General features: G+C 67.4%; 9 protein-coding genes. 2 read left to right on the top strand and 7 right to left on the bottom strand.

Features of this window, described 5'->3' with window-relative positions; translation table 11 throughout:
- The 5 genes from KK7_RS21765 to KK7_RS0103350 form a co-directional block, all read right to left on the bottom strand.
- The coding region (locus tag KK7_RS21765) for a DUF559 domain-containing protein (RefSeq protein ID WP_010543235.1) at nt 1-401 on the bottom strand (401 nt) is incomplete at its 3' end.
- 107 nt (nt 402-508) lie between these two features.
- The gene (locus KK7_RS0103365; protein WP_010543234.1) at nt 509-1252 is read right to left on the bottom strand and encodes a YebC/PmpR family DNA-binding transcriptional regulator; all 744 of its coding nucleotides are present in this window, start codon (nt 1250-1252) and stop codon (nt 509-511) included.
- A gap of 84 nt (nt 1253-1336) precedes the next feature.
- On the bottom strand, nt 1337-1573 hold the full coding sequence (locus KK7_RS0103360) for a DUF2312 domain-containing protein (RefSeq protein ID WP_010543233.1): 237 nt from the start codon (nt 1571-1573) through the stop codon (nt 1337-1339).
- A gap of 121 nt (nt 1574-1694) precedes the next feature.
- On the bottom strand, nt 1695-3026 hold the full coding sequence (locus tag KK7_RS0103355) for a metal-dependent hydrolase family protein (RefSeq protein WP_010543232.1): 1332 nt from the start codon (nt 3024-3026) through the stop codon (nt 1695-1697).
- Between the two features lie 40 nt (nt 3027-3066).
- Complete coding sequence (locus KK7_RS0103350) at nt 3067-3441, bottom strand: DUF1244 domain-containing protein (RefSeq protein ID WP_010543231.1); 375 nt, start codon at nt 3439-3441, stop codon at nt 3067-3069.
- Nucleotides 3442-3513: 72 nt separating this feature from the next.
- On the opposite strand from KK7_RS0103350, the gene pyk reads away from it, so the two are divergent.
- On the top strand, nt 3514-4983 hold the full coding sequence (gene pyk / locus KK7_RS0103345) for a pyruvate kinase (RefSeq protein WP_010543230.1): 1470 nt from the start codon (nt 3514-3516) through the stop codon (nt 4981-4983).
- Between the two features lie 73 nt (nt 4984-5056).
- Here pyk and KK7_RS0103340 read toward each other — a convergent pair whose 3' ends face one another.
- The gene (locus tag KK7_RS0103340; protein WP_010543229.1) at nt 5057-5935 is read right to left on the bottom strand and encodes a prohibitin family protein; all 879 of its coding nucleotides are present in this window, start codon (nt 5933-5935) and stop codon (nt 5057-5059) included.
- A gap of 12 nt (nt 5936-5947) precedes the next feature.
- Between KK7_RS0103340 and KK7_RS22440 the strand changes: the two genes are divergently transcribed.
- Complete coding sequence (locus KK7_RS22440) at nt 5948-6199, top strand: hypothetical protein (RefSeq protein WP_138983908.1); 252 nt, start codon at nt 5948-5950, stop codon at nt 6197-6199.
- Nucleotides 6200-6315: 116 nt separating this feature from the next.
- Here KK7_RS22440 and KK7_RS0103335 read toward each other — a convergent pair whose 3' ends face one another.
- Nucleotides 6316-7209 carry an FAD:protein FMN transferase gene (locus KK7_RS0103335; RefSeq protein WP_010543228.1) on the bottom strand — a complete coding sequence of 298 codons (894 nt, stop codon included), beginning with the start codon at nt 7207-7209 and terminating at the stop codon, nt 6316-6318.
- Between the last annotated feature and the right edge of the window lie 6 nt (nt 7210-7215).

Here is a 7215-nt window from a genome sequence, read left to right as displayed (position 1 = left end):
AACAGCGCGGGGCGCTGTTCACCTGATGCGGGGTTGGGGTGGGGGCTGGCGGACCAGCGATCCGGACGGGTTTGAAGTGTCTCGACGATCACCGCGAGCACACCATCGATATTGTCGAATACGTCGTGATTGGAGAAATGCAGTGGACGGAATCCTTGGCTGAGAAGATACGCATCACGGCGCTCATCATACGCCGGATCATGCGTGTCACCATCGACCTCGATCACCAGCCCCTTGGCCGGGCAGAAGAAGTCGCAAATGTAGGGAAACACCACCTGTTGGCGACGGAATTTATAGCCGAGCTGGGTGTTAGAGAGATGCCGCCAAAGGCGCTTCTCCAATTCGGTCGGATTACGCCGCATTTCCTTCGCGCGTGCCAGTAGATCGGCTTCGGTGACCACTCCTGCCCTCCCTTAGGAAGCAGGATGCACCACAAGCGGCGCGCTTGGCTACTCGGTCAGGCCCCACCCCAACCCCTCCCCTGAAGGGGAGGGGCTTAGGACAAAGATCAACCCAGCTTCTCCATCACGTCGTCGGGGATCTCGTAATTCCCCCACACCGTCTGCACGTCGTCGTCATCGTCCAGCGCGTCGAGCAGCTTGAACAGCGTCGCGGCGTCGTCCGCGCCCACCGTCACCATGGTCTGCGGCCGCCAGGCGAGCTTCGCGCCTTCGGATTCGCCCAGCACCGGCTCCAGCGCCTTGGCGACTTCGTGGAGGTCGCCCTGCGCGGTCCAGATCTCGTGGCCGTCCTCGCTGCTGGTCACGTCCTCGGCGCCCGCTTCCAGCGCCGCCTCGAACACCTTCTCGGCGTCGCCGGCACTCGCCGGATAGGAGATCAGGCCCAGCCGATCGAAGCCATGGCTCACCGAACCGGCGGTGCCCAGGTTGCCGCCGTTCTTCGAAACCGCGGTGCGCACGTTGGTGGCGGTGCGGTTGCGGTTGTCGGTCAACGCCTCGATGATCAGCGAGACGCCTGCCGGGCCGAAGCCCTCGTAGCGGATCTCTTCATAGTTATCGCCCTCGCCCTTGCTCGCCTTGTCGATCGCGCGCTGGATATTGTCCTTGGGCATCGACTGCGCCTTGGCGGCGTTGATCGCGGCGCGCAGGCGCGGGTTCATGTCCGGGTCCGGCAGACCCATCTTTGCCGCCACGGTGATTTCGCGGCTGAGCTTGGAGAACATCGCCGAGCGCTTCTTATCCTGCGCGCCCTTGCGGTGCATGATGTTCTTGAATTTGGAATGGCCTGCCATGGTGAACCCGAACTGCCTGCGGTCTGGAGTAAGGTGGAAAGCGCTCGCCTTAGCGCGGAAGCCCGGCGAGCGCCATCGCGGGGCTCAGATGCCCAGCGCCTGCTTGTAGGTCTCGAGCAGCATCTCGGCCTCTTCGCGGTGATGCTTTTCCATCTTCCGCAGGCGGACGATGGTCCGCATCGTCTTCACGTCGAAGCCGGTCGACTTGGCTTCGGCATAGACGTCCTTGATGTCGTCGGCGATGCCCTTCTTCTCCTCTTCGAGACGCTCGACACGCTCGATCAGGAGGCGGAGCTGCTCGGCGGAAATATTGTCGGACATGGGTGTTCTAGCTCCTGAAGCATGGGATCGGACAAAGCGCCGCGCGAGACTCGCGCCGGCCGGTTCGTCCGACAAGGATTACGGAATCAGGCGGGCCCTGTACGCCAGCCGGGCCCCGCGCTCAACCACCGTCCTGCGGGAAGACCTGCCGCCTGCCGCCCAGCTTGTGCACCACGCCGCCGCGCACCACCGTGTCGACCCGCTCCAGCACCGTCACGTCCTGCAGCGGATCGCCGGAGACCGCGATCAGGTCCGCCGCCTTGCCCGGCTCCAGCGAACCGAGCTGCTCCTTGCGGCCCAGCGCATCGGCGGCGTCCAGCGTCGCCGCGCGAATCGCGCCCGCAGGGGTGAGCCCCGCGCGGACCAGCAGCGCGAACTCCTTCGCATTCTCGCCGTGGCGCGACACGCCGGTATCAGTGCCGAACGCGACCTTCACCCCCGCCTTGATCGCCCTGGCGTGGCTGGCCGCCGCCGACGCCGCGGCTGCTTCGGCCTTGGGGATGGTGGCGGGCGGCAGCTTGCCGGCGCGGGCATTGGCGAGCGCGGTGACCGGCGCGATCATCGTCGGTACCAGCCAGGTGCCGCGCGCCTTCATCGCCGCGATGGTCGCATCGTCGAGGAAGCTGCCATGCTCGATCGAATCGGCACCCGCCTCCACCGCGGCGCGCACGCCCTCCGCAGCATGGGCGTGCACCGCCACCCGCCGGCCGAACGCATGCGCGGTATCGACGATCGCCTTCATCTCCTCGTCGGTCATCTGCTTGCCGAGACCGCCGGCAACGTTGGAGAGCACGCCCCCGGTCGCGGCGAACTTGATCACCTGCGCCCCCAGCCCGATCTGCTGGCGTACCGCGCGGCGGCAATCGTCCGGGCCGTTGCAGGTGTTGATCTGGTGGTGGGCAACCGTGTCGGCGAATTCCTCGGCGAGCCCGTTGGTGCCGTCGCCATGCCCGCCCGAAACCGAGATCATGCGGCCCGCATTGACGATTCGCGGACCCGCAACCGCGCCGCGCTCCACGGCGTCGCGCAGCGCGCGAATCGCCCGCGGATTGCTGCCGAGATCGCGGACCGTGGTGAAGCCCGCCTCCAGATCACGCCGCGCGTCTTCGATGCCGATGACGAACTCGTCGGCTTCGTCCTCGGTCAGCGCATTCATCCGCTCCTTCACCGGATCGCCCTCGGAGAAGAGGTGGACGTGCAGATCGATCAGGCCCGGCAGCACGAACTTGTCGCGCAGGTCGACCAGTGCCGCCCCCGCCTCGGGCGCGACGAAGCCGTCGCGGACCTCGGCGACCTTGCCGTCCCGCAGGATCAGGGTGCTGTTGCCGCGCGGTGCCTGGCCGGGCTTGTCGAGCAGCCGTCCGGCCTGGACATAGGTGACGCGTACCGGCGTCTGCGCCAGCGCCGGAAGGGCCGCGGTGCATGCAAGCGCGGCCAGCAACAGCTTCTTCATTCCCCTGATCCCCCTGTCGCGCCCCCGGTTCAGGCCCAACTCAGGCGTGGGGGTCGGTCATGCTGGGAGGATCACTGGCCGGGAAGGACTCGTCAAGCGCCTCGTCGAGTGCGTCGTCGCGGCCCTCGTTCCGCTTCAGGCTCTCCTCCATCCGCGCGAGCTGCTCGGGCGTGGCCTCGCCCTGATACCGCGCCTTCCATTCGGATTGCTCCATACCGTAGACGATCCGGCGCGCATCGGCCTTGGCGATGCTCGGGTCCGCCTCGTGGATCCAATCGCCCAGGCAGTTGCGGCAAAAGCCGGAAAGCCCCATCAGATCAATGTTCTGGGCATCGTGCCGGTGCCGCAGATGGCGCACCAGCCGGCGGAATGCCTTGGCGGCTGTTGCGTCGTCCAGGCGATCAAGTTCATCCATTCGGCACCTCCGGAGTTGATGTTAACGCATTTGGGGCTAGAGGCGGACGCGCACAAGCCGAGGAAGACAACGATGACACAGGCGATCTCCCCCCGCTCGCGCAAGGTGCGCGTTCTGGCAACGCTGGGCCCTGCCAGCGCCTCCCCCGAGATGATCGAGAAGCTGTTCCGGGCCGGCGCCGATGCATTCCGCATCAACATGAGCCATGGCGACCAGGCCTCGAAGATCCCGCTGTTCGAGGCGATCCGCGGGCTGGAGGCCATCACCGGCCGCCCGACCACGATCCTGGCCGACCTTCAGGGCCCGAAGCTCCGCGTCGGCAAGTTCGCCGAGGGCAAGGTGATGCTGGTCACCGGCCACCAGTTCACGCTGGACCGCGATCCCACCCCGGGCGACGCGACCCGCGTCGAACTGCCCCACCGCGAGATCTTCGAAGCCGCGCATCCCGATGCGCGCCTGCTGCTCGACGACGGCAAGCTGGTGCTGCGCGTGACCGACGTGGCGCCCGACCGGCTGACCACGATCGTCGAGGTCGGCGGCCCCTTGTCCAACAACAAGGGCCTCAACGTCCCCGACATGGTGCTGCCGCTTGCCGCGCTCACCGAGAAGGACCGCAGCGACCTCAGCTTCGCGGTGGAGCAGGGCGCCGACTGGATCGCGCTCAGCTTCGTCCAGCGCCCCGAGGATCTGATGGAGGCCCGCCGCCTGATCGGCGGCAAGGCAGCGTTGCTCGCCAAGATCGAGAAGCCCTCGGCCATCGCCCGCCTGGAGGAGATCCTCGAACAGTGCGACGGCGTGATGGTCGCGCGCGGCGACCTGGGTGTCGAGCTGCCGCCGCAGCAGGTGCCGCCGCTGCAGAAGCGAATCGTCGAATCGGCGCGCCGCCTCGGCCGCCCGGTGATCGTCGCGACGCAGATGCTCGAATCGATGATCGAGAGCCCCTCGCCCACCCGCGCCGAAGTGTCGGACGTGGCGACGGCGGTGTATGACGGCGCCGACGCGATCATGCTCTCGGCCGAAAGCGCCGCGGGCAAGTGGCCGGTCGAATCGGTGTCGATGATGAACTCGATCGCCGATGCGGTGGAGCGTGATCCCGCACATGGTGACCGCGTTCACTTCACGGTCCTCAAGCCCGATCCGACCACTGCCGACGCGCTGTCCGAAGCCGCGAAGAACATCGCCAGCACCATCTCGGCCGCAGCGATCATCTGCTTCACCAGCTCCGGTTCCACCGCGCGTCGCATCGCCCGCGAGCGTCCCAGCGTGCCGATCCTGGTGCTGACCCCGGAACGCGAGACTGCGCGTCGCCTGGGCCTGTTGTGGGGCACGCACGCGGTGAACACCCGCGACGTCGACTCGTTCGAGGAGATGGTCGCCAAGGCAAAGCGCATGGCGCTGCGCCACGGCCTCGCCAAGGCCGGCGACCGGGTGATCGTGTGCGCCGGCGTGCCGTTCAAGACGCCGGGTTCGACCAACGTGCTGCACGTCGTCACCATCGTGGGGGACGAGCTCAACAACTATCAGGGCGCGGAGGGCAACTGAGCCCCCGCCCGCGCGGCCGCGCGGGGCCTGACGACGAAGAGGGCGCCGGCAGCGATGCCGGCGCCCTTTTGCGTCACTTCACGCCCAGGAACGTCATGGGCCCGTCGCCGCCCATATAGGTGGGCAGCTGGCCGTTCCATTTCTCCACCGCGCGCAGCTTGACGATCTCGGGATTGGTGCGGATCGCCTCCGCCTCGACCTGGATCGCCTTGGCGTCGCCCGCAGCCTTGGCAATGCGCGCCTCGGCATCGGCCTTGGCCGTCTCGACATTGGCTTTGGCGGCGAGCGCCTGCTGCTCGTTGGCGATCTTGGCGTTGATCTGGTTCAGCACCGCCTCGGGCACGACGACATTGCCGGCCCAGTACACCTGCTCCACCTGCAGCCCCACCGGCGCGAAGAAGGCCTGCACCCGCCGGGTCGCGGTGGCGATCAACTCGGCTTTGTGGGTACCGTAGATCTCCTCGACGCCCAGCTGCGCCGCCCGCTCGACGATCGCGTTGCGGATCGCGTTGCGTAAGGGACCCGCGATGATCTGGTCCATGTCCGTGCGGTAGCGCTGGAACAGGATCGACGCGCGCGACGGATCGACATGGTAGGAAACGCCGACATCCGCGCGCAGCGACAGGCCGTTCTTGTCCTGGAAGGTGAAGGCCTCGTCGATCGGGCTCTGCTCGGTCTTCGATGCCGTCCAGGTATAGGTGCGGGTGAACACCGGATACTGGTAGATGTGGGTGCCCGGCAGCGCGAGGTACCAGCCGACCGGCAGCGATTCGGGTCGCACGCCGCCGGCGATGTTGTTCACCCGGATGCCCACCTGCCCCGGCTCGACGCGCGCGCAGCTGCCGAGGCCGAAGATGCCGATGGCCACCGCCGCCGTGATCCACAGCCAGCTGCGGCCGAACAGCCGGCCCAGCCGAAAGCCGCCACCGAAATTCCCCGGTTCATATGCCATGATTGCATGTCCATGAAGATGGAGGAGATGCGTCCTCCCGCGCCACATTCGCGCGTGGGCGACCCCAATGTCGCCCATGCGTGGAACCGCGCGGCCGAACTGATCGGACCGTTCGTCGATGGTCAGATGGAGGTCGGGCGGGATGCGCGGCCGAAGGACTTCGGTCGCGCAGGCAGGACGACACAGCAACAGCCAAATCGCGGAACAGATGCCGGCAAGACCGGCACTCCCACAATCCTACAGCTCAAGCCAAAACGTCGTTGATCCCTGCTCCTTGTGCAGCACCGAATGTGGTCTCGAATCTACGCCGTTTGTTGCGGTGCGCAAGCAAAACCGGAAAGGCGCCCTACGATTTCCGTGGGGCGGGAAACGGACCTCGCTCAGCCCAGCATCGCGCGGAGGGCCGACGAGATGCGTTCCGTCACGGTTTCCTCCTCGCGGGTAACCATGTGCGCGGCGAGGCCCAGCTGCTCTGCCAGACCCATGCCCGCGGGGCCGAGCACGGTCAGCGCCGTCGCCCAGGCATCGGCGAACATCGCCTCGCGGTGCAGCACGGATACCGAGACGACCTGGTTGGCGATCGGCCAGCCGGTACGTGGATCGATGCTGTGGGCATAGCGCCGGCCACCGCGCTCGAAGAAGCGCCGATAGTCGCCCGACGTCGCCACCGACAGGCCGTGCAGCGCCACCCGCAGCGGCGCCAGCGTGGTACGGGGAACCGCCTCCAGCTCGACCCACCAGGGCTGGCCGTCGGGCTTGATGCCCTCGCCGCGCAGCTCGCCGCCGATCTCGATCAGAAAATCCTCGATGCCGAGCGACACCAGCCGCTCCGCCACCGCATCGACGGCATAGCCCTTGGCAATGCCGGACAGGTCGATCTGCACCGCCTCGCGGCGGCGGACGCGGCGGCTCGAACGATCGAACTCCAGATGCCGCGTGCCGGACATCGCGCGCGCCTCGCCGATCGCATAGGCGCCGGGCAGGTCGTCGCGCGGGCCGGTGGGGCCGAAGCCCCACAGGTCGGCAAGGACCCCGGCGGCCGGATCGAACGCGCCATCGCTCGCTGCGTGCACCTCGAACGCCGCGTCCAGCACCCGCACCGCCTCCGGCGAGAGCGGATGCCAATGGCCGAGCATGCCGCGGTTGAAGCGGCCGATGCGCGAGCCCTGGTCCCAATGGCTGAACTCGGCGATCATCCGCGTCAGCACCGCCTGCACGGTCTCGCGAATGTCTTCCGGCGGATCGACCACCACGAGGCGCCACGTCGTTCCCATCGTCGT

The sequence above is a fragment of the Sphingomonas elodea ATCC 31461 genome (genome assembly GCF_000226955.1).
Classification (GTDB): Bacteria; Pseudomonadota; Alphaproteobacteria; order Sphingomonadales; family Sphingomonadaceae; genus Sphingomonas; species Sphingomonas elodea.
The sequence above is the reverse complement of the archived record's forward strand: the minus strand, read 5'-3'. Positions and strand labels throughout refer to the sequence as shown.